Source organism: Sphingobium amiense, from assembly GCF_003967075.1.
Lineage (GTDB): Bacteria > Pseudomonadota > Alphaproteobacteria > Sphingomonadales > Sphingomonadaceae > Sphingobium > Sphingobium amiense.
Genome location: NZ_AP018664.1, coordinates 28,583 through 54,985, shown reverse-complemented (window position 1 = coordinate 54,985; position 26,403 = coordinate 28,583). Strand labels below are relative to the sequence as shown.

The window sequence follows — 26,403 nt, the reverse complement described above, 5'->3', positions numbered from 1 at the left end:
CAAGCGCGGTTCAGGCGGTGATCCGCCGCGCGGGATCGATCGACCCGTCCGGCCGCACGCCAGCCTTGGCGAGATCGCGGGCGATATGGCCGGTCATGAATCGCTGCCACATCACGAAATCGGCGCGCAGCGACCAGAGCGGGTAGCGGAAGGTCGCAGGCTGGTTGCGTTCGACCAGCCAGTGCCCGGCCCATGCAAAGCCGTAGCCCGCGACCGGAAGCGCCGCGAGCAGCCACCGCCGCTGGGACACGGCTGCCCCGGCCAGCAGCGCCACCACGATGCTGGTCCCGGCATAATGCAGCACCCGCGTGCCGGAATGGGCATGTTCCTGAAGATAATAGGGCCAGAAGTCGCGAAAGCGGCGCAATGGGGTCACGGCATCCTCCCTGTTTCGCCTGCAACCGTAACGGGTCTGGAAGACAGCGTTAAGCGCCGTGCGACCGGCCGTGCACCCGGTCAGGGGCGTAGAGGAAATAATCATAGGCCGCCCGCGTCGCTTCGGCGATAATACGGTCGCGCGACGTGTGGCCGCGGCTGTCCTTCATCACGAACACGGCCACCGCAAAGCGCCGGCCGTCAGGCAACTGGACGATGCCGACATCGTTGCCGATGCCGTTCATGGAGCCGGTCTTGTGCGCGACGGCGGTGCCGGGCGGCAGCATGCCGGGGATGCGAGCCTTCCCGGTTTCGCAATGGCCCATGATCGTAAAGAGCCGCTGCGTGCTGCCCGCCGACAGCGCCTTTCCGCTTTCATAGGCGGTCAGCAGGTCGAGCATCGCGGTCGGCGTGGACGTATCGCGCGGGTCGATGGCGAAGTCGGGGTTGGGCAGATCTTTCAGGTCGCGCACCGCGATCTGCGGATCGGCGCGGCGCGCCGCCTCCACATTGGCGCGGAAACTGCCCGATTGCGGGTCGATGCCCATCGCCCGGTAGAGGAGATGCGCGGTGTCGCTGTCGACCTCCAGCCCCCTGACACCCAGCTTCGTCACGAAGGCGGTGATCGCCTGCGGCCCGCCCGCCCGCGCGACGAGCACGTCGGTGGCATTGTTATCGCTCTTCGTCAGCATCAGCTCCAGCAGCCGCTGCACCGAAAGCGTCGCGCCGGGACGGGAGAACATCCAGGCGATGCCGCCCTCGCTCGCCAGCGCGGGATCGAGCGCCAGCGGATCGTCGATGCGCAGGTCGCCCGCGTCGATCAGGGAGAAGATGCGCCCGGCCACCGCCACCTTGTAGGCGCTCGCCATCGGGAAGAGCGTGTCGCCATTCAGCGCCTGCGTTTCGCCGGTCTGAAGGTCGCGCACGCCGATGCCGACCGATCCGTCCGAAAGAGCGGCGAACCGCGCAAACTCGGCAAGCAGCTTTGCCTGCGCCGATTGTTCGACCAGTGGCCGGGGCGGCAGTCCGAACGCATCGGCGGCAGGCAGCGGCGCGAAGAACAGGCCAAGCGCGGCGAGCGCGGCGGCAGGGCGAAGCGACAACATGCGCCGTTTCTCGCGGATCGGCGCGCGCTTCGCAAGTCCCGTTGACAGCGGTTCGGGCGACGGGCCATCTGACGGCCATGAGCGACACGATCAGGCTGCACGAAAGCTGGCGCGCCCCGCTGGCGACGCAATTTTCCGCCCCTCATATGCAGGGTCTCAAACGCTTCCTGGAAGCGGAGAAGGCGGCGGGCAAGCGCATCTTCCCGAAAGGCCGGGACTATTTCCGCGCGCTCGACCTGACGCCGCTCGATCAGGTGCGGGTCGTGATCCTGGGCCAGGACCCCTATCATGGTGAGGGGCAAGCCCATGGCCTCTGCTTTTCGGTGCAGCCGGGTGTGCGCACGCCGCCATCGCTGGTCAACATCTACAAGGAGATGCAGGCCGATCTTGGCATCGCGCCAGTCCGGCACGGTTTCCTCGAACATTGGGCGCAACAGGGCGTGCTGCTGCTCAACAGCGTCCTGACGGTCGAAATGGGCCGCGCGGCTTCCCATCAGGGCAAGGGGTGGGAGCCGTTCACCGACGCCATCGTGCGGCTCGTCGCAGAAAAAAAGGAGCCGGTGGTCTTCATGCTCTGGGGCGCTCACGCCCAGAAGAAGGCGGGCTTCGTCGATCAGAGCCGGCATCTGGTCATCAGATCCGCACACCCCTCCCCCCTTTCGGCGCACAACGGTTTCCTTGGATCGCGGCCCTTTTCGCGGGCCAACGACTTTCTTGCGGCGCACGGCCGGGGGACGATCGACTGGGCGCTGCCCGCCGTTGCGGCGGGACAAGGCGACGCGCCCTGACATGCAGCGGACGCGATGCGTAACGATCCTGAACGAAGGATAACATCGCGGTTCAGCTTCGGCGCATGTGTCCGCGCCCATAACGCTCCTCACAGTTTTTGATTTGCATGCTCTGAGAGGAGAAGAACATGATGATTCGCAAAGCCATTCTGGCCACTGCCCTTGCCGCCGCGACCGCCGCGGCGGTTGTTCCGTCGACTTCGTTCGCGCGCGACCATCATCGTTATGACCGCTATGAGCGGCGCGGCGATTATCGCGACGATTATCGCTATCGCTGCCGCAAGGGCAGCGGCACCACCGGTCTGTTGCTGGGCGGCGTCGCGGGCGCCCTGCTGGGCCGGGCGGTCGATACGCGCGGCGACCGGGCGCCGGGCACGATCATCGGCGCGGGCGCGGGTGCCCTTGCGGGCCGGGCGATCGACCGCAATTCCAAATGCTGATCTTCGCGAAAGCGTAAGCAGGAAAGGCTCGCCCGTTGGCGGGCCTTTTTTGCTAGGGGCAAATTTAAGGCCCGGTCCCACTTGCGCGGGCCGGGCCTCATTCCCTCTCCGAACTTGTCTACAGCCGGTCAGCCGTCGTAGTCGCCGCCGATATTCTGGTTGCGCGGCGGCGCGGCGGCGGTCAGGCGAAGAGCCTCCGCCGACTGCGCGATCGAGCCGATTTCGTCCGGCGTGTCGTCATCGTCAATCTGCACCTTCTGGAGCGAACCGACGAGCGAATCCTGCAGGTCGTGAGGCAGAACGGTCTCTTCCGCGATTTCACGCAGAGCAACGACCGGGTTCTTGTCGCGGTCGCGGTCGAGCGTCAGCTCGGCACCGCCGGAAATTTCCCGGGCGCGCTGCGCTGCGAGCAGAACGAGATCGAAACGGTTGGTAACCTTGTCGACGCAATCTTCGACGGTAACGCGGGCCAAACAGGGCCTCCTGCAAACAACGAATGGAAGTCGTGAACTGGCCGCCTAGCAGCGCGTTGTGGCAGAGTCAATAAAAGGCCATGTAGGCATGACAGGCACAGGGGCACGAGGGGTGCATGGCGACGGTTCGGCCCGAGAGCGACGACGGAGACGGGGATGTGCTGGAAGCCGTCATCAACGGCAACCACCTGCGCCTCGTCACGCAGGGCACGGCGCTGCGCGAGGCACTGCTCAACCTGATCGCCGGTGCGCGGCGCAGCCTCAAACTCTATTATTATATTTTCGCGGCGGATGAGAGCGGCACGCTGGTCCGCGATGCTCTGGTAGCAGCAAGGGCGCGGGGCGTCGCCGTGACCCTGATGGTCGATGGCTTCGGGTCGGGGCGCACGCCCGACAGCTTCTTCGCGCCGCTGGTGGAGGCCGGGGTCCATTTCGCGCGGTTCGGAACGCGGCGTTCGACCCGTTACCTCATCCGCAATCACCAGAAGATGACGATTGCCGACGATGGACGCCTGATGATCGGCGGCTTCAATGTCGAGGACAGCTATTTCGGCATCCCCGCCGACGATTGCTGGCGGGATGTGGGCCTTCTGGTCGAAGGGGAGAGCGTCGGCGCGATGGTGAGCTGGTATGGGCAGCTCTGGCGCTGGACCGAAACGAAGAAACAGCGTTTCAGAACCCTGCGCCGCATGGTGCGCCAATGGCACAGGCCTTACCAAAAGCAGTCTAGGGGAGCGCTGCGCTGGCTGATCGGCGGACCGACGCGGCGGTTCAGCCCTTGGGCGCAGGTGGTGAAGCATGATCTGGAACAGGCGCGGCGGCTGGACATGGTCGCCGCCTATTTTTCGCCCGGCCGTGGCATGCTCAAGCGTATTGCGCGGGCGGCGCGGCGGGACGGCGCGCGGCTGATCCTGCCGTCCCGGTCGGACAATGGCGCGACAGTGGCGGCGGCGCGCCTGCTCTATGGACCCCTGCTCAAGCGGGGCGTCGAGATTTTCGAATATCAGCCGTGCAAACTGCACATGAAGCTGATCGTGATCGACGACGCGGTGTTCGTGGGGTCAGCCAATTTCGACATGCGCAGCCTGTTCCTCAATCTGGAGATCATGCTGCGGATCGAGGATGCGGGCTTTGCCGCACAGGTTCGCCGCTTCATCGATTCAGAGGCACGCGACAGCCGCGCCATCAGCCTGGAAGAACATCGCGCCAGCCGGTCCGTGCTGACGCTCGCGAAGCAGTGGGCGAGCTATCTGCTGGTCGGCGTGCTGGACTATACGGTGACACGCAGGCTCAATTTCCGCGATCCTGACGCGGATTGAGGAGGGGCGCGTGTCCCCTCCCCACTCGCCCTCACCCCCGCATCGCGGCGCGGAACATCAGGACCGAGATCACTATGAGGTAGACACCGAAGATCTTCTTGAGCGGCGCGGCAGGCATGTTGTGGGCCGCCGATACGCCAAGCGGCGCGGTCAGCATCGACATGGAGGCGATGGCGACGGTGGCGGGCACGTTGATATAGCCGAGCGACCCCCACGGAAGGCCGGTTTCCTTAAACCCGATGATGGCAAAGCCGATGGTGGTCGGGATCGCGATCAGCGTGCCGATGCCGGATGCGGTTGCGATAGCGCGGTGGATTGTGCGGCCGCACAGGGTCATGACCATGATCGCGATCACGCCGCCGCCAATGCCGAGCAGTGAGGAAAAGGTGCCAAGCCCTCCGGCGATGCCCATGCGCACGATGCCCGATGGCATGGTGTCGCTCACCACCTTGCCGTTGACGCTGGGGAGAAGGAAATTGAGCGACATGAGGCCCACGCCCACGGCGAAGATCATCTTGAGGACATTGCCGTTGACGTGACCCGCCAGCAGCACGCCCGCGCCGCAACCGAGCACGATCCATGGCGCCCATGTCTTGAGCACCTCAAATTCCACCGCGCCCCGCTTGGCGTGGGAGAGAAGCGAGCGGATCGACGTGACGATGATCGTCGCGGCGGACGTACCGATGGCGACGTGCGCGATGGCATCATGTGTCCCGCCCAGCAGCGGCAGGACAACGAGCAGCGCAGGCACCACAACGAAGCCCCCGCCGATCCCGAACAGACCGGCGGCAAAACCGGCCACCAGACCAGCAATCAGCATCGAGACGAGCGGCACCAGCCAGACCATGACATCGCCATGCATCACCGCGTCTCCTTCTGGCCGATGCGCCCCACAGGCATGTTGCGGTCATCGCCCCGGCGGATCAAGGCGGCGAAAGTCAGAATATCGACCATGACGTGAAACCCATGCCCCTCTTCGGCAAAATCAGGCGGGAAAGGCATGTCGATGCCCCTCTCTCCACCCGTCTAACGAATGAGGCCCGCGAACCCGCACCCTCCTTTCGCGCAGCTCCGACAGAAATCGGAAACAATTCCTCGCCATGACACGGCAAAACGGCGCTGCCCCCCCTGCAGAACAGCGCCGTTTAGATCATGGTTTTAGACGGGTGCCGTTCAGGCGACGGCTTCGTCCGCCGGGGTGTAGGGAAGGCCCAGATCCTCGGCGACTGCCTCATAGGTGATCTGGCCGTTCCAGACGTTGAGACCCGCGCGCAGGTGAGGATCGCGGCGCAGCGCTTCCTTCCAGCCCAGTTCGGCGATGCGCAGCGCGTGGGGCAGCGTCACATTGTTGAGCGCGTAGGTGCTGGTGCGGGCGACCGCGCCGGGCATGTTGGCGACGCAATAATGCACGACGCCGTCGATCACATAGGTGGGTTCGGCATGGGTCGTCGCATGGCTGGTTTCGAAGCAGCCGCCCTGATCGATCGCGACATCGACGAGCACCGCGCCCTTCTTCATGGTCTTGAGCATGTCGGCGGTGACGAGCTTGGGCGCGGCGGCGCCGGGGATCAGCACCGCACCGATCACGAGATCGGCTTCCGCTACACATTCAGCAAGGTTCGCCCGGTTGGAAAAGCGCGTCTTGGCGCGCGCCTCGAAATACATGCCGAGCTTTTCGAGCACTTCGGGGCTGCGGTCGAGGATGGTCACGTCTGCGCCGAGGCCCGCGGCCATCTGCGCCGCGTTGAAGCCGACGACGCCGCCGCCGATCACCGCAACCTTGGCGGGCAAGACGCCCGGCACGCCGCCGAGCAGCACGCCGCGCCCGCCATGCGCCTTTTCCAGAGCGGTGGCGCCCGCCTGAATGGCCATGCGCCCCGCGACCTGGCTCATCGGCTTCAGCAGCGGCAGGCCGCCCGAAGCATCCGTCACCGTTTCATAGGCGATGCAGGTCGCACCCGATGCGATCAGGTCGCGGGTCTGATCGGGATCGGGCGCGAGGTGGAGATAGGTGTAGAGAATCTGGCCGGGGCGCAGCATGGTGCGCTCCTGCGGCTGCGGTTCCTTCACCTTCACGATCATTTCCGCCGTGGCGAAGATTTCCGCCGCAGTGGCGACGATTTCCGCGCCTGCCTTCATATAAAGGGCGTCGCTCGCGCCGATCCCCTCGCCCGCGCCGGTTTCCACCAGCACGCGATGGCCGTGCGCCGAGAGTTCATGGACGCTCTCGGGCGTCAGACCGACGCGATATTCGTGATTCTTGATTTCCCTGACGGTGCCTACGATCATCCTCTTCTCTCCGGAAAGCGGTGCGGCGCGCCTGCGCCTTGTGCGCGGGACTATAGCGCAATGGACATGCTGGATGTTCCCTATTAGCTGCCCTTTGACGTCTCAGATCAGGATGCTATCTCTCTATATGGGTAAATGTCGGGATAGTATTGCATGGATCGGTTCGATATCGCACTGCTGGAGGCGCTTCAGTCGGATTCGCGCCATTCCATGGCTGAGCTGGGGGAGCGGATCGGCCTGTCGTCCTCTGCCTGTCACCGGCGGATCAGGGCGCTGGAAGAAGCGGGCGTGATTGCGGGCTATGCCGCCCGGCTTGACCCGACGGCGCTCAGCCTTGCGCTCCACGCCTTCGTCGAAATTTCGCTCACCAGCCAGAGCCGCGAGACCATGGACCGGTTCGAGACAGCGGTGGCGGATTTCCCGGAGATACTCGAATGTCACCTGATGGCGGGGCAGGCGGACTATCTGCTGCGCGTGGCCGCCGCCGACCTCAAGGGGTTTGACGCCATCCACCGCGACTGTCTGGCGCGCCTGCCCGGCGTGTCGGCGATCCGCACGAGTTTTGCGATCCGGCGCATCCGCGACTGGCAGGGCTATCGGCTGCGGGGCGTGTGACGGCTCAGGGCGCGGCGCGGATCGGCACCGGAGCGTTGCACAGGTCGACGCCGCCTGCGGCACGAATGTAGAAATCGTCCTTCCGATTGGCGCGCAGGCGCAGATAGTCGGCGAAACTCGCGGACGCCGCGTCCATGACCTCAAAGCGCGGGCGCTCGCTGACCGGCAGCTCGCTCGCCAGCCGCACCGAGAGGATCGGCACGCGATGTTCCTGCGCCGTGTAGAAGCCAAGCTCGCCCGATCCGCGCGGCAGGCTCGACAGATAGGCCATACCGTCGATCACGCGCCCGACGACGGCGATGTTGCGGTCGAGCTGACGCGGCGCCTGTCCGATGACGGCATAAAGTTCCGCGCCGGTCCCTGCGTCGGGCGCCATGTTGCGCCCCACGCCGACATAGCCGTAGCAATGCGGCAGCCACGCCGCTTCCCCGTCCATCGCGACCGGCCATCCGCCGACATAGCCGGTGGACGGAGCATAGGCGTCTGGGCTGGAAGCGGGCGTCACGGCCAGACGCCGGTTGGCGATCGGTAGCACATAGTCCGCTTCGCTGGTGGGGGAGAGGCCAGAAGGCAGCGGCTTCTTCTCGGTCGCGTCGCCCCATTGCACGACATAATTGTCCTGCACCCGGTTGATGCTGGTCCCATCCCACCAGTGTGCCTTGGCCAGCGCACGGATGTTGGCGACATGGCGCGGCGCGAAGCCGGGCGCGAGCTGGATGACGACCCGCCTGCCGCCTTCGATGGTCACCACCAGCAGTTCATCGGCAGGAATCGCGCGCCACGCAGCGGCAGGCGCGGCGGCCACCACGGTGGACGGCGTCGTGGGAGTGTCGGCCGCCAGTGCGGGCATGGCAGACAGAGCGGCGAGGGCGAGGAGGCGGAAGGCGGGCATCATGCCGTCAACAGACAGGCGTGCCGCCCGTCTGTAAAGCCCCTGCCCTCGCAGCGATGGACCGATCCGCCGGATCACTCACGTGCGTCGATCCGAAACGCGCCACAAATAGCGGACGAAACACGGTAAATCATTCTTAACGCCTTCTCAATTAAAACGCCCGGATTGAATGGAAATGCTGCACCGCATTGGGGGGCAATCAAGTGGTGGTCCGATCTTCGTTCCTAAGCCGTCTTCGGCGCAACCAGGCCGGCAACGCGCTGTCCATCGTGGCCGCGTCGATCATTCCGGTCGTCGGGATGCTGGGCGGTGGCCTCGACATGGCGCGCATCTATCTGGTGCGTTCACGCATGCAGCAGGCGTGTGACGCTTCGGTGCTCGCGGGACGCAAGTCGATGGTTGGCCTTACGTGGGACACGAACAAAGACGAGCCGCTGGCCCGCCGCTTTTTCCAGACGAACTTCCCCAACGGATCGCTCGGCACCAGCAATGTGGCGCTGAACTATACGGTCGATGGCCTCGGCAACGTCACCGCCAACGCATCGACCGTGCTGCCGATGACGCTGATGCATGTGCTGGGCTTCGACAACAAGTCAGTCGCGGTGACATGCCGGGCGGAATTGCAGTTGCCCAACACGGACGTGATGTTCGTCCTCGATACGACCGGTTCGATGGCCGACACCAATCCGGGCGATTCCACCAACAAGATCGTATCGCTGCGAGCAGCAGTCCAGTCCTTCTACCAGACGCTTGAAAATGCGCGCACTTCGGGATCGGTGATCCGCTACGGCTTCGTGCCCTATTCGGAATCCGTCAACGTCGGCCTGCTGCTGAAGCGCGAATGGATGGTCGACAACTGGACCTACCAGTCGCGGCGTCCCAACAGCACGGATCAGGTGACAAGCACATCGACGACGACGCGCAAGAAGACCAACGGTCCTGTGACCAAGGTTTCTGGCTCTTCGCAGACGATCAAGACAAATCTGCCGCTTGAAGCCTGTAACGCACCCGCCAACACGCTCAAGACCACTCAGGTCATCACGGCGACCCGCAGTTCCGCCTATCCCGGCGGCGGCACCCAATATGAGAATGATTACGAACGCACGCGCGACGGCAGCAGCTATAGCGTAGCCGTCACAGGCGGCCAGTGCGTGTTAACGGAAACGCGCTACAATAATTATGTCGATAAGTGGACCGAAACGGACATCCCGTTCGAATCCAGCACGACAACCACGACCACCCGCTATTTTTGGGATTATGGTCCAATCAGCTATGACGTTTCGGGGCTGAAGGGCAACCTTCCCTCCGGCCTGATGGCTGGCGGCACCATCACCGCGCCCGTCAACAATAACCATGTGAACCGCACGATCACCTGGAATGGCTGCATCGAAGAGCGCGACACCGTCACCGGCACCAACTATGCCAATGCGCGCGACATGGACATCGATGCGGTGCCGACCACGGACTCGGCGACCCGCTGGCGGCCTGCCCTGTCCCAACTGGTGTTCGCCCGCACGTCGATGACGAGCTACAATGTGGCCTCTGTCATCAAGACGACAAGCAATTACCAGAATGTCGGCGACTATATGTCGGGCAGCTATGCCGTGTGCCCCTACAGCGCGTCCAAGCTCAAGACGCGGACATCGTCGGAACTGTCCAACTATCTCAGCAATCTGACGCCTAACGGCAAAACCTATCATGACATCGGCCTGATCTGGGGCGGGCGGCTCATCTCGCCGACGGGCCTCTTCGCCGCCGAAAATTCCACCGCGGCCAATGGCGGCTCGATTTCGCGGCACATGATCTTCATGACGGACGGCGAAACCGATACCGAGGTCAACCACTACGACGCCTATGGCTTCCCCGGCCTCGACCGCCGCCGCTCGACCGGCCTCCAGACCAAGGCGCAGCAGGATGCGACAGTCGCCGACCGCACCGCCGCCATCTGCACCGCGATCAAGGGCAAGGGCATCACCCTGTGGGTCATCGCTTTCGGCACGTCGCTCAACACGATGCTGTCCAACTGCGCCAGTCCGGGCCGCGCCTATCAGGCGAACAACACCGCCGAACTCAACGCCCGCTTCGCCGAGATCGCGACGCAGATCGCGCAACTGCGGATTACGGACTGAACCATGGCCCGCACGCCCGCCAGCCTCTGGCGCATCCTGCACCGTGACCAGCGCGGCCTGTCCATCGTCGAGTTCGCGCTGATCTCGCCGGTGTTCCTGACGCTGCTGCTCGGCGTGTTCGACATCGGCCACCAGCTTTACGCACGCTCCGTGCTGGAAGGCGAGATGCGCCGCGCCGGTCGGTCTTCGGCGCTGGAAAGCGCCGTTGCGGCGAAACAGACGCAGCTAGACGAAGATGTCCGCTCGCAGGTGCTGAAGGTCGCGGGCGGCGGCGGCACGGTCGATTTCACCCGCAAGGCCTATCTCACCTATCAGGCGGCGCAGGCCAAGGCAGAGCCGTTCATCGACGCGAACAATGACGGCATCTGCAACAATGGCGAGAGCTTCGATGACTGGAACGGTAACGGCCAGCGCGATCTGGACGGCGCACGAACCGGTCAGGGCAATGCGCGCGACGCCGTCATCTACACCGCGCGGCTGAGCTTCCCGCGCCTGTTCCCGATGGCGGGACTGCTCGGCTGGTCGAACCGGGTCGAGATCACATCATCGACCGTGCTGCGCAACCAGCCCTATGGCGATCAGGCCGCCGTCGCGCTCGGGAAATGTCTCTGATGGCCCGGCGTCGCTTCTCGCTTCTCCGCTCCATTTCGGGCATCGCCATGACGGAGTTCGCGCTCTGCCTGCCCTTCGTCGTAATGCTGGGCACGCTGGGGATCGAATATACCCGCTATGTCGTCATCAAGAAGCGCGTGTCGGACATGGCGGCGCAGATCGCCGACAACGCATCGCGCATGGGCAATGCATCGGTGCTGACCAACAAGCCGGTCAGCGAGGCCGAAATCAACGATCTGTTCGTGGGCGCGACGCTCGAAGCGGGCGACGCCATGGATCTGCCGCACAAGAGCCGCATCATCCTGTCGAGCCTGGAGGTCAACGCTGACAACGGCCAGTGGATACACTGGCAGCGCTGCTTCGGCTCCAAAAACTACCCGTCCAGCTATGGCGTGCAGGGCGATGGGCAGAGCGGAACGGGCTTCGCGGGGATGGGCCGGACCGGCAACAAGATCACGGCAGTCAAGGGTTCGGCGGTGATGTTCGTCGAAATGGCCTACAGCTATACGCCCGTGATCGGCCTTTTGCCGGTGGCGATGCAGGACATCGTCGAAGTGTCCGCCTATAATGTCCGCGACAGCCGCGACCTCACTCAGGTCTATCCGGTAACGGGCGTTACCGCGTCAACCTGCTGACACCGGCCCGAGATAGGAAGGCGGGACCGGTGCGGTCGCGACCACCAGTTTTTGCAGCACCACATTGTCGTCGATCCGCCAGATGCGGATGCGGTGACGCCCGGCTGTCAGCGGACCGACATCCGCGCGCAACTCAATCACATTGTCGCAGACCGCCCGCGCCCAGCGTTTCTTGCCGTCCGTATCCTCCGGGCCGCCGGTCGGTTCCAGATGCGCCGCCACGATCTGCGCCGGGCCATCGTCGACAGACAGGCCGATCCTGACGCTGCCGCCGCCCCCACCCCTGGCCAGCGTGTCGAGCGTCGGCGCAAGATAGAGCGTGACGGTCCCCGCACCCTCTTTCGTGAGCGCCGCGTCATATTCGATCCAGACGCCATCCTCGACCCGCGTCGGCGGCAGTCCCTGCGGCAGCGGCACCACCGCTCCGTCGGTGCGGCCCAGATGCGGAATGCGCGTCCAGCGCGGCCCCGATCCGCGGCTCATCCGCGCATAGGCTGTCGCCTCAATGGCGACCACGCCTTCGGGGACGGGCTTGCGCAGCGCGAAGCGCGGCGTCACTTTCTGCCGGTCGGCGGGCGTATCGCCAGCGACGCGCGTGATGCTGGGCATCGTCTGTTGCGTCGGGTCGTTCCAGATGACGTAGCTCATATGGACCTGCGCCATCATGCCGTCCCACTTGCCGCCGTTAATACTGTGATACTGGCGGGTGAGTTCGGCGTCCTTGGCGAATGTCCGCTCCACCTGATCGGCGAAATAATTGGCGCGCGCATCGTTGCGCGACGCAAGCAATTTGTTCCACGCCGCCGCATAGTAGAGCCGGTAAAGGTTCGCCATCGCCGCAATCGGGAATTCCAGAAGCTGGAAATAGGCCGAGCGCTGGTCGGCGCGCAGCCGGTCCCGGACGCCCAGCATTCGCGTCTCCAGCGCATCCCACTCCGCCACCATGTCCCCGAACTCGCCGCCGTCCAGTCCCTCGGGCGCGATGCCGCCCAGGGGAAAGCTGTTCTGGTCGATCAGCTCCGGCTTTCGGCGCGCGGCATATTGACTGTAGGCGGTGACCATCTGGCCAATGGGTTCGGCAAACTCTGGGCCGAAAGTCGCCGCCGCCCAGTCGCGCGGATAGGCGGCAAGCTGCGCGGGCTGCATCGCTTCAGGGTTCCACGCCATCGCGAGGAAGAAGCCCAGCGGATATTCCATCGGCTTGATGTCGCCCACATTGACGATCCACATCGCCCGCGCATTGCGCCGGTAGGCGAGATCCATCTGCTGCCAGACCTTTTCGATCTGGTTGGTGTTGGTCCATTTATAGTTACGCGGCGCGCCGACATAATCGAAATGATAATAGACGCCGTAGCCCCCGGAGCGCCGGGGCGATCCGGGCGGCGGCAACCGGCGGATCTGACCCCAGTTGTCGTCGGCGAAAAGCAGGATGACATCGTCGGGCACGGTCATGCCCTTGTCGTAATAGTCCTGCACTTCCTTGTAGAGCGCCCACATCTGCGGCTGCTGTTCGGCCGAACGGCCGGTGACGTCCGCGATGATCCTGCGCTGGTCGCGGACCACGCCTTCCAGCAGGCCGATTGCGGTGCCTTCCGCCATGGCTTCGTCGCCGTCGCCGCGCATGCCGATCGTGACCACCGATTCATAGCCGCGCCCGTCGCCCTTCGACATCATCCGCTCGATGCCGCCGCGCCAGAATTTCTGGAGGTTTTCCCGATTATGGGCGTAATCCCATGGTCCTTCGCCGCGATCCGCGCCCCGGTGCCATTCCCCCTGCGCGCGCAGCATGGGCTCATGGTGCGAATTGCCCATGACCACGCCCATGGAATCGGCCAGCGCAACGTTTTTGGGATCGTCGAGCGCGAATGCCTTGCCCCACATGGCCGGCCACAGATAATTGCCCTTCATGCGCAGCAGCAGTTCGAAGACATGCGCATACATGCCCGCGTTGACGCCGCCGAACGCCTTGCGCGCCCAGCCGCTCAGGCACGGATCTTCGTCGTTGATGAAGAAGCCGCGATAGCGGACCTTCGGCTCGTCAAGCGTGCGCGGCACCTGCAGCGTCACGTCACGGCGTTGAACCACCGGAACATCGGCGAACCAATACCAGGGAGAGACGCCCATCCGTTCCGACAGGTCGTAGGTTCCGTAAATCGCGCCCCGCCGGTCGGAGCCGATCACGACCAGCGCGCTGGGCACACCGGGGAGGGGATTGCGCACCACGACGCGGCGATAGGCTTCCCACCTCCCCTTGAGATCGTCGGTCGAGAGCCTGCCGTCGGCAACGAGGCGGTCAATGATGGCGCTCTGCCCGGCGACACCGATAATCACCAGCGGACGGCGGTCGGTTCCCGGCCTGTCCTGAAGCAGCAGCGCGCTGCCGCCGCTCACCCTTTCCAGATCGGCTTTGAAACTGGCGGCGACGTTCTGGACGGCGGGGTCCGCTGCGGTGTCGATCAGAACGGTTGCGGGCGTGCCTTTGACGACCATCGGAAATGCGACCGTGTTGGCGGCCATGGCGACGCCGGAGCGGGAGGCCATTCCTGCCAGCATGGCGGAGCCTGCCAGCATCTTCCGCCGCGATAGGCGCAGTCGCTCTCCCCTTTGCATCGTCTCTCTCCTGAAATGGTATCGTTACCATCTGTAGGAGGAGGACGCGCTTGTCAATTGCCGGGGGTTTTCAGACAGGGCCGGGACGCCGACTGCCAAAAGTCAGACGGCCAGCCGTTCCGCATGCCAGCGCAGATGCTCACCCATGAAGGTGGAGATGAAATAATAGCTGTGATCGTAGCCGGGCTGCATCCGGAGGGTCAGTGGCTGTCCGGCCGACCGGCACGCTTCCGCCAGCAGTTCGGGACGCAGTTGCTCCGCCAGAAACGGGTCCGCATCGCCCTGATCGACCAGCAGGTCGGGCAGGCGCGCCCCATCCTCGATCAGCGCGACCGCATCATGCCTGCGCCAGCCCGAACGGTCCACACCGAGATAGCCGCCCAGCGCCTTCTGTCCCCAGGGCACCTGAGACGGCGCGACGATCGGCGCGAAGGCCGACACCGCCCTGTATCGATCCGCAAAGGTGAGGCCGATGGTCAGCGCACCATGTCCGCCCATGCTGTGCCCCATGATCGACTGCCGCGCCGGATCGGCGGGAAACTGATCCGCCACCAGTGCGGGCAGTTCTTCCGTCACATAGGACCACATGCGGTAATGGGGCGCAAAGGGCGGCTGCATCGCATCGACATAGAAGCCCGCGCCAAGGCCGAAGTCATAGGCGCCCTGTGCATCGTCGGCGACCCCCTCCCCGCGCGGCGACGTATCCGGGGCGACCAGTATCAGGCCCAGTTCCGCACATGCTGCGCGAAATTCGCCTTTCTCGGTGACATTGGCGTGGGTGCAGGTCAGGCCCGATAGATACCAGACGACCGGCAGGGCCGCACCTTCGGCGTGCGGGGGCACGAAGACGGAGAAGGTCATCTCCGTTCCCGTTTCGCGCGACGGGTGGCTATAGCCGCCCTGAACGCCGCCGTGGCTCCTGACGGTGGAAACGGTCTTCATGGCCACCCCGTCAGAAAACCACGACGGAACGGATGCTTTTGCCTGCGTGCATCAGGTCGAAGGCGGTGTTGATGTCTTCTAGACCCATGACATGAGTAATCATCGGGTCGATCTCGATCTTGCCGGTCATGTACATGTCGACGATCTTGGGCACGTCGGTGCGGCCCTTGGCTCCGCCGAACGCGGTGCCGCGCCAGTTGCGGCCGGTGACGAGCTGGAAGGGACGGGTGGAGATTTCCTTGCCTGCCTCGGCCACGCCGATGATGATCGACGTGCCCCAACCGCGATGGCAGGCCTCCAGCGCAGTGCGCATGACTTCGGTATTGCCGGTCGCGTCGAAGGTATAGTCGGCGCCGCCATCTGTCATCTCGACGATCTTGGCGACCGTTTCCTCGCGCGAGAGGCCTTTCGAATTGAGGAAGTCTGTCATGCCGAACTTGCGGCCCCATTCCTCGCGGTCGGGGTTGATGTCTACGCCGATGATCCTGCTCGCGCCCGCGAGTCGCGCCCCTTGGATCACGTTGAGGCCGATGCCGCCCAGACCGAAGATGACGACATTGTCGCCGACCTGCACCTTGGCCGTGTTGATGACGGCGCCGACGCCCGTGGTTACGCCGCAACCGATATAGCAGCTCGACTGAAATGGCGCGTCCTCCCGGATCTTAGCGACAGCAATCTCCGGCAGCACGGTGAAGTTGGAGAAGGTCGAGCAGCCCATATAGTGAAAGATCGGCTGGCCCTTGTAGGAAAAGCGGATCGTGCCATCGGGCATCAGCCCCTTGCCCTGTGTCGCGCGGATCGCGGTGCAGAGGTTCGTCTTGCCCGACAGGCAGCTTTTGCACTGGCGGCATTCAGGGGTGTAGAGCGGAATGACATGATCGCCCGGCTTCACCGACGTGACGCCCGCGCCGACTTCCCGCACGACGCCCGCGCCCTCATGGCCGAGGATCGACGGGAAAATGCCTTCGCTGTCGAAACCGTCCAGAGTATAGGCATCGGTGTGGCAGATACCCGTGGCCATGATCTCCACCAGCACCTCGCCCGCCTTCGGGCCTTCCAGATCGACTTCGACGATCTCCAGAGGCTTTTTGGCTTCGAAGGCGACGGCGGCGCGGGTCTTCATGAGGGACTTCCTTATGACATGATCTGGAGGCGAAGCGGGTCGATCCGGGAGATTTGCGAAATCTTGCCCGCTTATGCCGACTTCACCGACCCGATGCACGTCGAATTGCGGCGGAAAGACGCGCAGCCGCAACAGGAATCCGATGGATCGCCTTCAGTCGGCAGCGCTCTGGCCTGAATCGTCAGGCGACTGCCGTTCCGCCAGATAGGCGATCGCGCGCGCCACGGTCGGCGACAGTTCCACCTGCTGCGCGCGAGCGATCGCGACGATATGGTCCTTCATGCGCGGGTCCCAGAAGCGGATGAGGTGATCGGCGACCGCTCTTGCCGTCTGCTCCTCTCCGGCGCCGCCCATGTTCCGCGCGATCTGATGGGCCATGTACACCAGTCGATCCGCGGTCGACATGACTTCGGGATTGTCGCTCACGACCCTGTCCTACTCTGCCGCTGCGGGGACGCCGATACGGCGGCTGCGTTCGGCCTGCCGGGCATAGTCCTGCTGCCAGTCGCTCGGCCCGTTGCTCGCCGACACCTGCACCGCCGTCACCTTATATTCCGGGCAGTTGGTGGCCCAGTCCGAATAGTCGGTGGTGATGACATTCGCCTGCGTTTCGGGATGGTGGAAGGTCGTGTAGACGACGCCCGGCGCAACGCGCTCCGTTACCAGCGCGCGCAGCGTCGTTTCCCCCGCCCGGCTGCGCAGCGTCACCCAGTCGCCATCCTTCAGACCCCGGTTCTCGGCATCGCTGGGATGGATTTCCAGCCGGTCCTCGGGGTGCCAGGCGGTGTTGGCGGTGCGACGGGTCTGCGCGCCGACATTATAGTGGGACAGGATGCGCCCGGTCGTGAGCAGGAGCGGGAAGCGCGGCCCGGTCTTCTCGTCGGTCGGCACATAGTCTGTAACGATGAACTTGCCCTTGCCCCGCACGAACCCGTCAATGTGCATCAGCGGCGTTCCGTGGGGCGCCGCATCGTTGGCGGGCCATTGCAGCGACCCCTCCGCCTCCAGCCTGTCATAGCTGACGCCGGTGAAGGTCGGGGTGAGCGCCGCGATCTCTTCCATGATCTGCGCGGGATGGTCGTAGCTCCAGCCCAGCCCCATGGCGTTCGCCACCAGTTGCACGATCTCCCAGTCGGCATAGCCGTTGAGCGGCGCCATGACCTTGCGGACCCGCTGGATGCGGCGCTCCGCATTGGTGAACGTCCCGTCCTTTTCCAGGAAGGTCGATCCGGGCAGGAAGATATGGGCGTAGTTGGCGGTTTCGTTCAGGAACAGATCCTGCACGACCACGCATTCCATGGCGGCAAGGCCGGCGGCGACATGGTGGGTATTGGGATCGGACTGGAGAATATCCTCCCCCTGAACGAACAGCCCCTTGAACGCGCCATCGACCGCCGCGTCGAGCATATTGGGGATGCGCAGGCCCGGCTCGCCGTCCAGCGGCACGCCCCACGCCTCTTCGAACAGGGTGCGGGTCTTGCCGTCCGACACATGGCGATAGCCCGAAAATTCATGCGGGAAGCTGCCCATGTCACACGCGCCCTGCACATTATTCTGGCCGCGCAGAGGATTGACCCCTACGCCGTCGCGCCCGACATTGCCGGTGGCCATGGCGAGATTGGCGATGGCCATGACCGTCGAACTGCCCTGACTATGTTCGGTGACGCCAAGGCCGTAATAGATCGCGCCATTGCCGCCCGTGGCATAGAGCCGCGCCGCCGCGCGCACATCTTGCGCCCCGACGCCGGTCAGCGGCTCGATGGCTTCGGGCGAGCGCGCGGGGTCGGACACGAAATCGGCCCAGTCGGCAAATTCGTCCCAGTCGCACCGCTCGCGAATGAAGCTTTCGTCATAGAGCTTCTCGGTGACGATGACATGGGCGAGCGCCGTCATCATCGCGACATTGGTGCCCGGGCGCAGCGCCAGATGATGTTCCGCGGCGATGTGCGGAGAACGCACCAGATCCGTCCGGCGGGGGTCGATCACGATCAGCTTCGCGCCCTGCCGAAGCCGCTTCTTCATGCGCGACGCGAGCACCGGATGACCGTCGGTCGGATTGGCGCCGATCACCAGGATGACATCGGCCTGGGCGACGCTGTCGAAATCCTGCGTGCCCGCCGATGTGCCGAAAGTCTGGCCGAGGCCATAGCCGGTGGGCGAGTGGCAAACCCGCGCGCAGGTGTCCACATTGTTGTTGCGGAAACCCTGCCGGATCAGCTTCTGGACGAGGAAAGTTTCCTCGTTGGTGCAGCGGCTCGACGTGATGCCACCGATGCTGCGCATGCCATATTTGTTCTGGATGCGGCGGAACTCGGACGCGGTATAGGCAATCGCCTCCTCCCACGAAACTTCCCGCCACGGTTCATCCACCGACGCGCGGATCATGGGATTGAGAACGCGGTCCTGATGCTGGGCATAGCCCCAGGCGAAGCGGCCCTTGACGCAGCTATGACCCCGGTTCGCCTTGCCTTCCTTCCACGGCACCATGCGCACCAGTTCCTCGCCCCGCATTTCCGCGCGGAAGGTGCAGCCCACGCCGCAATAGGCGCAGGTGGTGACGACTGCGCGGTCGGGCGTGCCGGTTTCGACCACTTTCTTCTCGATCAGGCTCGCGGTGGGGCAGGCCTGAACGCACGCCCCGCAGGACACACATTCCGATCCGAGGAAGCCTTCTCCCTGCGACGCGACGACCTTGGATTCAAACCCCTTATTCTCGACAGTGAGCGCGAACGTCCCCTGCACTTCGTCGCATGCGCGCACGCAGCGCGAGCAGACGATGCACTTGCTGGGATCGAAATCGAAATAGGGGTTGGACTGGTCTTTCGCCTGCCCCATGTTGGTCGCGCCGTCATAGCCATAGCGCACATCGCGCAGGCCGACCGCGCCGGCCTGATCCTGCAGTTCGCAATCGCCATTGGCTGCGCAGGTCAGGCAGTCGAGCGGATGGTCGGAGATGTAGAGTTCCATCACCCCGCGCCGCAACTGCTTGAGCCGTTCGGTCTGGGTGCGGACGACCATACCTTCGGCCACCGGCGTGGTGCAGGACGCCGGATAGCCGTTGCGCCCCTCCACCTCGACAAGGCACAGGCGGCAGGAACCGAAACTTTCGAGGCTATCGGTGGCGCAGAGCTTGGGGATGGAACCGCCCAGCAGCGAGGCAGCGCGCATGATGCTGGTGCCTTCGGGCAGGGTCACGCTCTGGCCGTCGATGGTCAGCGTCACGCTCCTGTCACCCGCGACCGCAGGCGGCGTGCCGCGATCCATTTCGCGCGAGAAACTCATTCTGCGGCCTCCGTCACGGGCGAAGACGCCCCGAAATCCTCTGGAAAATAGTCGAGCGCGCTCAGAACCGGATAGGGCGTAAAGCCGCCCAGCGCGCACAGCGAGCCATGTTTCATCACATCGGACAGGTCGCGCAGCAGCCCGACCTGCGCATCGACGGACACGTCGATCCGGTCGGGCGCGCGGGAATAGAGCGCCTTGCCGAGATAGCCCGTATCCTCTTGCCGGGTGCGGGATGCAGGTGCGCCGCCGCGCGCCGCGATGATATGGTCCATGATCTCGACGCCGCGGGTCGATCCGATCCGGCAGGGCGTGCATTTGCCGCAGCTTTCCGCCGCGCAGAATTTCAGTGCGAAGCGCGCCATATGCGCCATGTCGACGCTGTCGTCGAACACCGTGATACCGGCATGGCCGATCAGACCGCCCGCCTGCGCGAAACTCTCATAATCGAACGGCAGATGGAACATGCTGGGCGGGAAGTATGCGCCGAGCGGACCGCCGACCTGAACGGCGCGCACCGCCCGCCCGCTGGCGGTGCCGCCGCCCACATCGTTCACCAGTTCGCCCAGCGTGATGCCGAACCCGACTTCGTAAAGGCCGCCATGTCTGACGTTGCCCGCCAGTTGCACCGGCATGGTGCCGCGGGACCGTCCGAAACCAACCGATGCATAGGCTTCCGCGCCCTCCGCAAGGATGAAGGGCACGGCGGCGAGGCTCAGCACATTGTTGATGACGGTGGGCTTGCCGAACAGCCCCTGCAAGGCGGGCAGCGGCGGCTTCGCGCGCACCTGTCCGCGCTTGCCCTCGATCGAATCGAGCAACGCCGTTTCCTCGCCGCAGACATAAGCGCCCGCACCCTCGCGCACTTCGAGCGTGAAGGGCGCAACGAGATGCGCCGACGCTTCGATGGCAGCGCGCATCGTGCGGATGGCAAACGGATATTCGGAGCGGACGTAGATATAGCCATGCCCCGCCCCGACCGCATGGGCGGCAATCGCCATCCCCTCGATCAGGCAATAGGGGTCGCCCTCCATCAGCATGCGATCGGCAAAGGTGCCGCTGTCGCCTTCGTCGGCGTTGCAGACGATGAATTTGTCGGCGGAGCGAGCATCCAGCACCGTCTTCCATTTGATGCCGGTCGGAAAGCCCGCGCCGCCCCGTCCGCGCAGGCCAGACGCGGTGACGATCTCCACGACTTCCGCCGATGGCAGCGACCGGGCGCGCTCCAGCCCCTTCCAGCCGCCATGGGCCTGATAATCGTCCAGACTGACCGGATCGGTCAGCCCGCAGCGGGCAAAAGTGAACCGCTGCTGCGAGGCGAAGAAGGGGAGGTCATCCACGCGTCCCAGCCGGGCCGCGTGGCTGCCGTCCAGCACCGCCGCGACATCCTGTGGCCCGACCGGACCATAGCCGATGCGCGCGCCATCCTGCTCCACCTCGACCAGCGGTTCGATGGAAAAGAGCCCGCGGGAGCCGGTGCGCACCACGTCGCAGCCAGCCTCCTCAAATGCGCGCGCAACATCGTCCGCGCCCAGCGCCACGGAAGCCATGTCGCGGCTGATGTAGATCCTCACGCGTTCACCTCGACCGCCAACTGCTCGATCATCCGGGTATCGATTCGCGCCACCGGTCGCCCGTCGATCAGGGCGTTGGGGCCGATAGCGCATAACCCAAGGCAATATACAGGCTCTATGCTGACCCTGCCGTCGCCCCGTTTTTCGCCCATCGGCACGCCCAGAAGCCGCGTCGCCGCTTCCTCGACCGCAGCGCCGCCACGCGCCTGACAGCTTTCGGCGCGGCACAGCTTCACGACATGACGCGCTGGCGGCTCATGACGGAAATCATGATAGAAGGTGATGACGCCGTGAATATCGGCGCGGGACAGGTTCAGCGCCTCGGCGAGCACAGGGACAAGCGACGGGTCGATATGGCCGGCCTCTTCCTGAATGGCATGGAGCAGAGGCAGCAGCCTGTCCCGGTCCGCACCATGTCGCGCGACCCAGTCTGAAATAAAGTCTTCCATACGTCCAGCGTCCAGCAATCCTGTCGCGGGATAGTGCGGCGCGGACGCAAAAGCGTCAAATCGTTCTCCCTTATGATAGATAGGATAAGACTATTTCTTTGCAGTCGAGATTTATGTCGAGCGGTTCGCACGCAGGCGCGGATTTACGGGATGAAGACATCGATTTTACTCCAGATAATTAAGGTGCCCCCAGCCCCAACAAGCTGGAGGATCTATGACGTCGCCAAAAACGGTCGTTTCATACGGACGGCCCAAGCCCTGGACGGGAGACACTCCCACCCCAGATACTCTATCCACCGCCTTCCACTCTTCTCTTCTGGGGACTGCGGCAGTTGCAGCGGGGCTTTACAAAACGGCCGCTCGCCATTTCCTGTACTGGATCGATCAGCAGGGCATCGCGGTCTCGATTGTTGATGACGCTGTCGTCCGCCGCTTCGAGAAGCATCGGTGTCGCTGTCGGGGTTTTTCCCGCCATGAGCCCAACCGTCCGAAGTTCACCAGCAAGGTTCGGCGGTTTGTTCGCTTCCTGGAGGACCGGGGTATGGTCGCCGTGCCCGATGATATCGATCATCTGGACACGGCGTTGGCGGATTACGCGACATTCCTCGTGCAGGAGCATTACAGCGCGGCGAGCATCAAGAGCTACCGTTCGGAGGCAGCGCACTTTGCCGCGTGGATGCGCGTTTCTCGCCTGCGCTGGCAGGATGTCACTGATAAGCATGTTGCCTTGTATGCTGGCCACAGCTGTCGTTGCCCGGTTTACCGCAAGCGCGGAACGCTGATCGGCCATCACGGTCCGTTACGCCGCAGTAAGGGCGCGCGGCGCTTCCTTGGATTTTTGCGCGACCGGCAGATACTTCCGCAGGCAGAGAGCCAACCGTATGAAGACGAGGATCTGACAGCCTATAAGGCTTGGCTGAAGGCCCATTGCGGCAGTTCGGCTGCGACGATCCGTCGTTACAGCGACGAAGTGAAGCGCTGGTATTTGTTGCTCGGTCCGCCATCGGATCTGGACGCGGCTACCATCAGAAGAATCGTTAGCCACCGCATCACCGAGGTGCCCGGTTCTGCACCGACCGTCGCCGGCATCATACGGAGCTATGTGCGCTTTCTTGTCTCACGCGGGGAGTGTGACGCGGCGTTGCAACATGCCTTTCCGCCCATCAGGCGCTATCGGCTCGGCACCCTGCCACGCTATATGGACGAGGCGACGGTCGAGGGGATCATTGCGTCCTGCAAAACCGATACTGCGGTCGAGATTCGTGACAAGGCCATCATCCTTCTACTTGCCAGGCTCGGCCTGCGAGCCGGTGACATTTGGCAGCTCCGTCTAGCGGATATCGACTGGAACGAAGGATGTCTGAGGGTATGCGGCAAGAGCAGGCGGCCCGATCGCCTGCCGCTGCCCCAGGATGTAGGGGATGCGATCCTCGACTATATCGAGCGGGCCCGCCCACCGATAGACGAGGAGCGGTTGTTCGTTCGGGTGCAACCTCCATTCCGGCCGTTCAACTCGTCGGCCGAGATCGCAGGCATCGTAGCGCGTGTATTCCATCGGGGCGCCATCGAGGGCGTGCCGACGGGTGCCCATGCCTTCCGGCATTCTCTGGCAACACGGATGCTGCGCGCCGGCGCCGGCCTTGAATCGGTCGGCACGATCCTGCGCCACCGTTCCCCGGCGACCACCGCCATCTACGCCAAGGTCGACGTCCCGATGCTGCTCAAGGTCGCTCAGGATTGGCCGGGAGACGCGGCATGATGAACGCTCAGATCGAACGCTATGTCGCGTTACATCGCAGTTTCGGCCGCAAGTTTGACGCGCAGGAACGGTGGCTCCGTCTCTTTGCCAGCTATGCCAACGACCTCGGCGATCGGCACATCAAAGTCGAGCGGATCTACGATTGGTGCCGATCGGCCAGTTCCCAGAACGTGGCCCGGGACAGGTTCGACCACCTCCGCCGCTTCTGCCTCTATGCCCATGCCGAGGATCAGCAGCATCAGGTGCCGCCAGCAGGCGTCTTCGGAAGAGGGAAGCGACGCCGCCCGACACCACATATCATCGAGCCCGAACAACTCAGAGCGATCATGCAGGCCGCCCTTGATCTTCCGCCCAAAGGCAAGATCAGCCCGCATACTTACCACTACCTGTTCGGCCTGCTGGCGACGACCGGCCTGCGGATATCCGAGGCGCTCGCACTCCAGTGTAATGATGTGGTCGACGACGGCCTCGTTATCCGGAACGGCAAATTCGGCAAGCAACGCCTCCTGCCGATCCAGCCATCAACGCGAGAGGCGCTCGATACGTATCTCAGCATTCGCAGAAGGCTGAACGCCCGCGGCGATGATCTGTTCGTCACCACGAGAGGCCGGGCGCCACACCAGACGGTCGTTCACATCGTCTTCGTCAGATTGGCTCGTAAGCTGGGTTTCCGCGGTCCGACCGGAACCAAGGGCATTCGCGTCCACGACCTGAGGCACACCTTCGCCGTTCGGTCGCTGGAGTCCTGCCAGCACGATCGGGAGGCGATCCGGCATCACTTAGCAGCGCTCAGCACCTATCTTGGCCATACGGATGTAGCCAACACATACTGGTATCTCGAAGCAACACCGGTCCTCCTTCGTGACATCGCCGCAGCAGGTGAGCAGCTTTTCCGAGGAGACGCAGCATGACCGCGCTCGCCACCCATCTCGCTGCGTTCCTGCGCGAACATCTGCCTCGCGAACGCAACGTCAGCCCACATACGGTGACGACCTACGCGAACTGCTTCGCGCTTCTGGTCCGGTTCGCAGCCAACCACCTGAAGCGGCGCCCCACCGACTTGACGATTGAGGATTTCGATCCCGCGCTGATCATGGCGTTTCTCGACCATTCGGAGGAGGCAAGGAAGAACAGTCCCAGAACCCGCAATGCCAGGCTTGCGGCGATCCGGGCGTTCTTCCGTTACGTCGAGTATCGCGTCCCAGCCTGCCTCGATCTCGCGCTGCGTGTACGTGCCGTGCCGACAAAGCGGACCGACACGACCCTGATCGACTATCTGACGCGGGACGAGATCACCGCGCTGCTCGATGCACCCGATCCTCAGTCTCGCCTGGGCACCCGGGATCGCGCCATGTTGCACCTCGCCTACGCTGGCGGTCTGCGGGTCGCCGAGTTGTTGTCGCTACAGATGCAGGACTTTCCGGAACGCTCGCTCGCAACGGTCCACATCATTGGCAAGGGGCGGCGCGAACGCATCCTCCCTCTCTGGCGCGAGACACAGGCAAGTCTTCGGGCCTGGCTTGCTGTTCGCCCGCAATGTCAGGCGATGGAGATATTTCTGAACGCTCATGGCGAGCCGATGACGCGCGACGGATTTGCGTTCAGGCTCGCCAAGCATGTAGCCACGGCGGCGAAGAAGCAGCCGTCGCTGCTGCGCAAGCGGGTCACGCCCCACGTGCTCCGGCATTCCTGCGCGATGCACACGCTCGCTGCGACCGGCGACATCCGCAAAGTGGCGCTCTGGCTTGGGCATGCCAGTATCCAGAGCACGGAAGCCTATCTGCGGGCCGACCCCGAGGAAAAGCTGCAAATCCTCGCTGCGCATGGGTCGCCATTGGTCAAGCCAGGCCGCTTCAGGCCGCCAGCGGATCCGCTGATCATGATGCTCAACGACGTTCGAAAACGAGCATCGCCCCGGGGCCGTAGCGCGCCTGGCATCCAGTCACCTTAATTATCTGGAGTAAAACCGATGTCTTCATCCCGTAAATCCGCGCCTGCGCGCGAACCGCTCGACATAAATCTCGACTGCAAAGAATATGTCTTATCTGGAGATCCAGATAAAACATATACGGGCGGTGGAAAGCGGGAGGCAACTCCAGCTCCTTAGCGGTCGTCAGCACGGCCTGCGCCATTCGTCCGAGCGGCGCATTGTCCGCGACGATCACACCCACCCGCACCCGGTCGGTCAGCACCGGCAGCATGCGGGTTCTGACCCACGACACGCCATCGAGCAGGTTCGCATGGCTGTCCGGGATGATGGAGCAAAGCCCGCCATGCTGAACCAGCCCCAGCAGGGCGACATAGCTGTCCGCCGTGACTCTGGGCTGAAGCGCAAGGCCGCGCTCCGCCAGCCGGGCGTCGAGAATGCGGCGGTTCTGCATACCCTGGTGGAGCAGGCAGAGCGGCAGGCTGGCCAGATCCTCCCAGCCCAGCGGTTCGGGGATCGCGACGCCGGCCGCCGCGCTGATCAGCATCGACCGCTCTGCATAAAGGGGGACAGTGAGGGCGTGAGCCGGAGGCTCGAAGTCGAGATAGGTGATCCCGGCATCGAGTTCGAAGGCCGCGAGTGCGCGCTCGATCTGCCGGGATGACAGCGCCTGCACCGACAGATGAAGCCCCCGGTGGCGGCGCAGCAGCGCTTGCGCGAGGCTGCCGACGACCGGCATGGCGGCGGGGATGCAGCCCAGCCGCATCTCGCCCCTGAGCGGCCCCCGCGCCAGATCGGCGGCCTGCTCCATGGCTTCGGCGGTCGCGACGAGCTGGCGCGCCCATGGCAGGATCGCCTCCCCCTCGGCCGTCAGCCCGATGAACTTGCGGTCCCGCCGGATCAGCCTTTTGCCGAGCTGCTCCTCCAGAGAGGCGATGCCAGCCGAAAGGCTGGGCTGCGACACATGACATGTCGCCGCCGCCCGCGCGAAATGGCCTTCGCGATGGAGCGCCAGAAAATATTCAACCAGCCGGGTCTGCATCGGCGCGACTTTAGTGGATAAA

At 64.2% G+C, this 26,403-nt stretch carries 25 protein-coding genes and 1 pseudogene; 10 read left to right on the top strand and 16 right to left on the bottom strand.

From position 1 onward, the window contains the following. Positions 1 to 10: 10 nt before the first annotated feature. Both SAMIE_RS00280 and SAMIE_RS00275 read right to left on the bottom strand, forming a co-directional pair. Positions 11 to 376, bottom strand: a complete 366-nt coding sequence (locus SAMIE_RS00280) for a DUF962 domain-containing protein (protein ID WP_066701281.1) — start codon at positions 374 to 376, stop codon at positions 11 to 13. 49 nt (positions 377 to 425) lie between these two features. Then, positions 426 to 1,481: a serine hydrolase gene (locus tag SAMIE_RS00275; RefSeq protein WP_066701282.1), complete on the bottom strand. Its 1,056-nt coding sequence runs from the start codon at positions 1,479 to 1,481 to the stop codon at positions 426 to 428. Between the two features lie 77 nt (positions 1,482 to 1,558). On the opposite strand from SAMIE_RS00275, the gene ung reads away from it, so the two are divergent. Next, the gene (ung, locus tag SAMIE_RS00270; RefSeq protein WP_066701283.1) at positions 1,559 to 2,269 is read left to right on the top strand and encodes a uracil-DNA glycosylase; all 711 of its coding nucleotides are present in this window, start codon (positions 1,559 to 1,561) and stop codon (positions 2,267 to 2,269) included. 128 nt (positions 2,270 to 2,397) lie between these two features. Then, the gene (locus tag SAMIE_RS00265; protein WP_066701284.1) at positions 2,398 to 2,709 is read left to right on the top strand and encodes a glycine zipper 2TM domain-containing protein; all 312 of its coding nucleotides are present in this window, start codon (positions 2,398 to 2,400) and stop codon (positions 2,707 to 2,709) included. A 128-nt stretch (positions 2,710 to 2,837) separates the two neighbouring features. Here the strand turns inward: SAMIE_RS00265 and rpoZ are convergent, their stop codons facing one another. Then, positions 2,838 to 3,182: a DNA-directed RNA polymerase subunit omega gene (gene rpoZ / locus SAMIE_RS00260; protein WP_066701285.1), complete on the bottom strand. Its 345-nt coding sequence runs from the start codon at positions 3,180 to 3,182 to the stop codon at positions 2,838 to 2,840. Positions 3,183 to 3,298: 116 nt separating this feature from the next. Between rpoZ and SAMIE_RS00255 the strand changes: the two genes are divergently transcribed. After that, positions 3,299 to 4,501, top strand: coding sequence for a phospholipase D-like domain-containing protein (locus SAMIE_RS00255; RefSeq protein ID WP_066701286.1), 1,203 nt, complete (start codon positions 3,299 to 3,301; stop codon positions 4,499 to 4,501). A gap of 31 nt (positions 4,502 to 4,532) precedes the next feature. Here SAMIE_RS00255 and SAMIE_RS00250 read toward each other — a convergent pair whose 3' ends face one another. From SAMIE_RS00250 to ald, 3 genes are all read right to left on the bottom strand, one after another. After that, complete coding sequence (locus SAMIE_RS00250; protein WP_066701287.1) at positions 4,533 to 5,363, bottom strand: sulfite exporter TauE/SafE family protein; 831 nt, start codon at positions 5,361 to 5,363, stop codon at positions 4,533 to 4,535. Beyond that, on the bottom strand, positions 5,363 to 5,503 hold the full coding sequence (locus SAMIE_RS23215) for a hypothetical protein (RefSeq protein ID WP_157077770.1): 141 nt from the start codon (positions 5,501 to 5,503) through the stop codon (positions 5,363 to 5,365). Before SAMIE_RS23215 ends, SAMIE_RS00250 begins: the two co-directional genes overlap by 1 nt. Before the next feature lie 171 nt (positions 5,504 to 5,674). Next, a complete protein-coding gene (gene ald, locus SAMIE_RS00245) occupies positions 5,675 to 6,790 on the bottom strand; it encodes an alanine dehydrogenase (RefSeq protein ID WP_066701288.1) in 1,116 nt (371 codons plus the stop codon). A gap of 153 nt (positions 6,791 to 6,943) precedes the next feature. On the opposite strand from ald, the gene SAMIE_RS00240 reads away from it, so the two are divergent. Continuing rightward, complete coding sequence (locus SAMIE_RS00240; RefSeq protein WP_066701289.1) at positions 6,944 to 7,405, top strand: Lrp/AsnC family transcriptional regulator; 462 nt, start codon at positions 6,944 to 6,946, stop codon at positions 7,403 to 7,405. A gap of 4 nt (positions 7,406 to 7,409) precedes the next feature. Here the strand turns inward: SAMIE_RS00240 and SAMIE_RS00235 are convergent, their stop codons facing one another. After that, positions 7,410 to 8,300 (bottom strand): peptidylprolyl isomerase, encoded by an 891-nt coding sequence (locus SAMIE_RS00235; RefSeq protein ID WP_066701290.1) that lies wholly within the window; start codon positions 8,298 to 8,300, stop codon positions 7,410 to 7,412. 200 nt (positions 8,301 to 8,500) lie between these two features. On the opposite strand from SAMIE_RS00235, the gene SAMIE_RS00230 reads away from it, so the two are divergent. Genes SAMIE_RS00230 through SAMIE_RS00220 form a run of 3 tightly spaced genes read left to right on the top strand, consistent with a single transcriptional unit; the run spans position 8,501 to position 11,673 of the window. Beyond that, positions 8,501 to 10,426 carry a TadE/TadG family type IV pilus assembly protein gene (locus tag SAMIE_RS00230; RefSeq protein ID WP_332003754.1) on the top strand — a complete coding sequence of 642 codons (1,926 nt, stop codon included), beginning with the start codon at positions 8,501 to 8,503 and terminating at the stop codon, positions 10,424 to 10,426. A 3-nt stretch (positions 10,427 to 10,429) separates the two neighbouring features. Then, a complete protein-coding gene (locus SAMIE_RS00225) occupies positions 10,430 to 11,038 on the top strand; it encodes a TadE/TadG family type IV pilus assembly protein (protein ID WP_066701292.1) in 609 nt (202 codons plus the stop codon). Further along, complete coding sequence (locus SAMIE_RS00220) at positions 11,038 to 11,673, top strand: TadE/TadG family type IV pilus assembly protein (protein WP_232037326.1); 636 nt, start codon at positions 11,038 to 11,040, stop codon at positions 11,671 to 11,673. The genes SAMIE_RS00225 and SAMIE_RS00220 overlap by 1 nt, the downstream gene beginning before the upstream one ends. Here the strand turns inward: SAMIE_RS00220 and SAMIE_RS00215 are convergent. The 8 genes from SAMIE_RS00215 to SAMIE_RS23630 form a co-directional block, all read right to left on the bottom strand. After that, positions 11,662 to 14,244 carry a glycosyl hydrolase 115 family protein gene (locus SAMIE_RS00215; RefSeq protein ID WP_232037325.1) on the bottom strand — a complete coding sequence of 861 codons (2,583 nt, stop codon included), beginning with the start codon at positions 14,242 to 14,244 and terminating at the stop codon, positions 11,662 to 11,664. The two genes, SAMIE_RS00220 and SAMIE_RS00215, sit on opposite strands and share 12 nt — an antisense overlap. A gap of 141 nt (positions 14,245 to 14,385) precedes the next feature. Then, entirely contained in the window at positions 14,386 to 15,225 is an 840-nt protein-coding gene (gene fghA / locus SAMIE_RS00210; protein WP_174522236.1) for an S-formylglutathione hydrolase, read from the bottom strand. A 10-nt stretch (positions 15,226 to 15,235) separates the two neighbouring features. Further along, the gene (locus SAMIE_RS00205) at positions 15,236 to 16,348 is read right to left on the bottom strand and encodes an S-(hydroxymethyl)glutathione dehydrogenase/class III alcohol dehydrogenase (RefSeq protein WP_066701296.1); all 1,113 of its coding nucleotides are present in this window, start codon (positions 16,346 to 16,348) and stop codon (positions 15,236 to 15,238) included. 153 nt (positions 16,349 to 16,501) lie between these two features. Next, on the bottom strand, positions 16,502 to 16,774 hold the full coding sequence (locus SAMIE_RS00200; RefSeq protein WP_066701297.1) for a formate dehydrogenase subunit delta: 273 nt from the start codon (positions 16,772 to 16,774) through the stop codon (positions 16,502 to 16,504). 9 nt (positions 16,775 to 16,783) lie between these two features. Next, positions 16,784 to 19,630 (bottom strand): formate dehydrogenase subunit alpha, encoded by a 2,847-nt coding sequence (gene fdhF, locus SAMIE_RS00195; RefSeq protein WP_066701298.1) that lies wholly within the window; start codon positions 19,628 to 19,630, stop codon positions 16,784 to 16,786. Beyond that, on the bottom strand, positions 19,627 to 21,180 hold the full coding sequence (locus SAMIE_RS00190; protein WP_066701308.1) for an NADH-ubiquinone oxidoreductase-F iron-sulfur binding region domain-containing protein: 1,554 nt from the start codon (positions 21,178 to 21,180) through the stop codon (positions 19,627 to 19,629). The genes fdhF and SAMIE_RS00190 overlap by 4 nt, the downstream gene beginning before the upstream one ends. 20 nt (positions 21,181 to 21,200) lie before the next feature. Continuing rightward, entirely contained in the window at positions 21,201 to 21,653 is a 453-nt protein-coding gene (locus SAMIE_RS00185) for an NAD(P)H-dependent oxidoreductase subunit E (protein WP_066701299.1), read from the bottom strand. Between the two features lie 289 nt (positions 21,654 to 21,942). Beyond that, positions 21,943 to 22,224, bottom strand: a complete 282-nt coding sequence (locus SAMIE_RS23630) for a hypothetical protein (RefSeq protein ID WP_230190467.1) — start codon at positions 22,222 to 22,224, stop codon at positions 21,943 to 21,945. Here SAMIE_RS23630 and SAMIE_RS00180 point away from each other — a divergent pair. The 3 genes from SAMIE_RS00180 to SAMIE_RS00170 are packed head-to-tail and all read left to right on the top strand — an operon-like array spanning position 22,195 to position 25,363. Then, a complete protein-coding gene (locus SAMIE_RS00180; protein WP_232037324.1) occupies positions 22,195 to 23,412 on the top strand; it encodes a tyrosine-type recombinase/integrase in 1,218 nt (405 codons plus the stop codon). The two genes, SAMIE_RS23630 and SAMIE_RS00180, sit on opposite strands and share 30 nt — an antisense overlap. Further along, the gene (locus SAMIE_RS00175; protein ID WP_030093215.1) at positions 23,409 to 24,323 is read left to right on the top strand and encodes a tyrosine-type recombinase/integrase; all 915 of its coding nucleotides are present in this window, start codon (positions 23,409 to 23,411) and stop codon (positions 24,321 to 24,323) included. Before SAMIE_RS00180 ends, SAMIE_RS00175 begins: the two co-directional genes overlap by 4 nt. Beyond that, positions 24,320 to 25,363, top strand: a complete 1,044-nt coding sequence (locus SAMIE_RS00170; RefSeq protein WP_051743976.1) for a tyrosine-type recombinase/integrase — start codon at positions 24,320 to 24,322, stop codon at positions 25,361 to 25,363. The genes SAMIE_RS00175 and SAMIE_RS00170 overlap by 4 nt, the downstream gene beginning before the upstream one ends. A 127-nt stretch (positions 25,364 to 25,490) precedes the next feature. On the opposite strand, the pseudogene SAMIE_RS00165 reads toward SAMIE_RS00170, so the two are convergent. Beyond that, positions 25,491 to 26,381, bottom strand: a pseudogene (locus SAMIE_RS00165) (LysR family transcriptional regulator); the annotation flags it as partial. Positions 26,382 to 26,403: the final 22 nt, after the last annotated feature.